Source organism: Saccharopolyspora sp. NPDC000995 (assembly GCF_053599315.1).
Map to the genome: position 1 here is coordinate 1 of NZ_JBSFLZ010000282.1, position 2,384 is coordinate 2,384.

The window sequence follows — 2,384 nt, forward strand, 5'->3', positions numbered from 1 at the left end:
GTCGTGAGGCTAAACGAGCCCGCTGGAAACCCACGTAAGCCCACTCCAGGTGGCAATGGGTATCGCCATGGGAAGGCCCACGCGGGTCAACGTCAAGCGCAGCAATGCGCCGACTCGGTGAACGTTAGTACACGTTTTCCGAACGGTCAGAGGTCGAAGCCGCCCATGTCGAAGCCGTCGAACCCGCCTTGGTCGAACCCGCCTTGGTCGGAACCACCGGCGTCGAACCCGTTTTGGTCGAACCCGCTGCTCGCGTCCGCGCCGTCGAAGCTCTCGCCGTCGGCGCTCAGGCCGTCCTGGAAGCCGTCCGCGTAGGCCGCCTCTGCCGGGATCCCGGCCATGCCGCCGAAAAGGGCGCTCATCAGCACGAACGAGCCCACGCCCCAGGCTCCCGCGACGAGCGCCGGCTTCCACCACGGCTCGCTGTACCAGCCCTGCGGCACCGGCCGCCCGGCGACCGTGCCGCCCGGGTAGTAGTGCGGGGTCTGCTCGGTCGGGTTCGGCGACGCCACCTGCGGGTGGCCTTCGACCTCGACCTCGCGGTACTCGGTCACCTTGCCCGCGCCGCGCTGGCCGGAGAGGTCGGGGAGCTCGGGGCCCGGATCCATGTCCATGGCGATCCGCGCGGCCCGCACGTAGTACAGGCCCTCCAACGCGGACTCCGTGGTCAGGCGGGCCTGCGCGGCGGTGCGCGCCTGGTCGAGCTGGGAGACCGCCGCGCCGTGCCGTTCAGCCGCATCGGCGAGCGCCTGCTTGGCCGCTTCGTTGGTGCCAACCAGGTTGAGCACCTGACCGCCCAACCGCTCCACCCACCGCCTCGCTTCCGCTTTGGCGTCTTCGAGCTGGTTGCGCAGGTGCATCACGGCCTTCTGCCGGGACCACCAGACCGCGCCGAAGATCACTACGAGGGCGATCACGATGATGACGATTGCGGTCACCCGTGCCTCCCGAGCCGGCGGAACACCCGTTGGTTCCGACAGTACGCCGCCCAGCAGAGGCGCTGGTCGATCAGAAACCCTCCAAGCAGTGCGGGGCGTCGTCGGTGGCGAACGCGCGGGAGGCTTCGAACAGCGCACCCGGTGCGAGCTCGGCTACCCGCCCGGACCGGGACAGCGTGTTGCCGCCCGGGTACGCCGCGGCCAGGTCGCTGACGTTCAATGCGATCTGGCCCGGGGCGTCGGTGCGGGCGACGCTCGCGACCCCGTCGGCACCTGCGGTCAGCCGCCACCGGCCCGCGTTCCACGGGCAGAACGAGTCGGTGAGGTCGAACACGACGTCCACCGGGGCGCTGTAGCGGCGTGCTTCCAGCGCGCGGTCGAGATCGACCAGCCGGACCCACAGCCCGTCGACGATCTGCCGCTTCGCCAGGCGCGAGTTGGCAAGCATGCCCACCACTGGTTCGTCGACTGCGGCCTTGCCCCAGTGCACCTCGCCGACCAGGTCGAAGTCGAGCAGGTACCGCCAGAGCGCGGCGTAGGCCTTCGGGGCCGACGCGACGAGCTCCCGCACCCGCAGGTGGTAGGCGGGGCCCTGGTTCGTCCAATTGGGCTTGGGCCGGTAGATGACGTAGCCATCGGGGTGCAGCGCGAACCGGGTCCTGCCCAGGTCGTCGCGCTCGCCGCGGTCGTCGATCACCCGGACTTCCCAGGAGCCGTCGGACCTGGACAGCCAGCCGGTCCGGGTCGCGGCGACCGCCGGGTATCGCTGGTGCACGAAATCCAGCGCGGTTTCCCGGTCGACCTCGCTGACCCGCCTCCCATCGACGTCCACAGTGGATAGAAAAGCTGCGCCGCGGGGCAGGGTCAGGTGGCTCTCGTAGCTGGCCAGGCCGTAGCCGAACCGGCCGTAGATCGACGCTTCCGAGGCGTACAGCGCGGCGAGCCCGGAGCCGTCGCCGCGCAGGTCGTCGAGTTGGGCGCGCATCAGCGAGGTCAGCGCGCCGCGCCGCCGGTGTCCGGGCTTGACCCCGACCGCCGTGATGGCGGCGACCGGGTGCTGAGCCGAGCCTGGCAGCGTGATGCCCGTTTCGAACCGCCCGGCGACGCCGATCGCCTCGTCGCCGTCGAACGCTGGCGTGGGCCAGCGCCGGGTCGAAGATCCCGCCGTAGCGCTCGACCGTGGAGTCACGGCTGTCGTCGAGGAAAGCAGCGGTAAACACGGCGAAGAACAACTCGTGGTCCTCGGCCGAAAGACTTCTCGTGGTGAGATCCGCCACGTGACGTTCATACCGTCCGCGAGAACCGCGTGCGACTCATTTTCAGCCGCTCCTTGGGAGTCGACGGTTTCAATTGAGGTGATCTCGGTAAGAAGTGTCTGAAGGTGGCCTGCCGGAATGGGTGTGATCGGGTAGGGCTGGCCTGGGGAGAGTGGGACGTGGGGTCCCT

General features: G+C 69.5%; 2 protein-coding genes. Both read right to left on the bottom strand.

Annotated features, from left to right (window positions below; translation table 11 throughout):
* Positions 1–146: 146 nt before the first annotated feature.
* The gene (locus tag ACWDKQ_RS35765) at positions 147–938 is read right to left on the bottom strand and encodes a hypothetical protein (protein ID WP_450143171.1); all 792 of its coding nucleotides are present in this window, start codon (positions 936–938) and stop codon (positions 147–149) included.
* A 70-nt stretch (positions 939–1,008) separates the two neighbouring features.
* Positions 1,009–2,127, bottom strand: a complete 1,119-nt coding sequence (locus ACWDKQ_RS35770) for a GNAT family N-acetyltransferase (RefSeq protein ID WP_450143172.1) — start codon at positions 2,125–2,127, stop codon at positions 1,009–1,011.
* Positions 2,128–2,384: the final 257 nt, after the last annotated feature.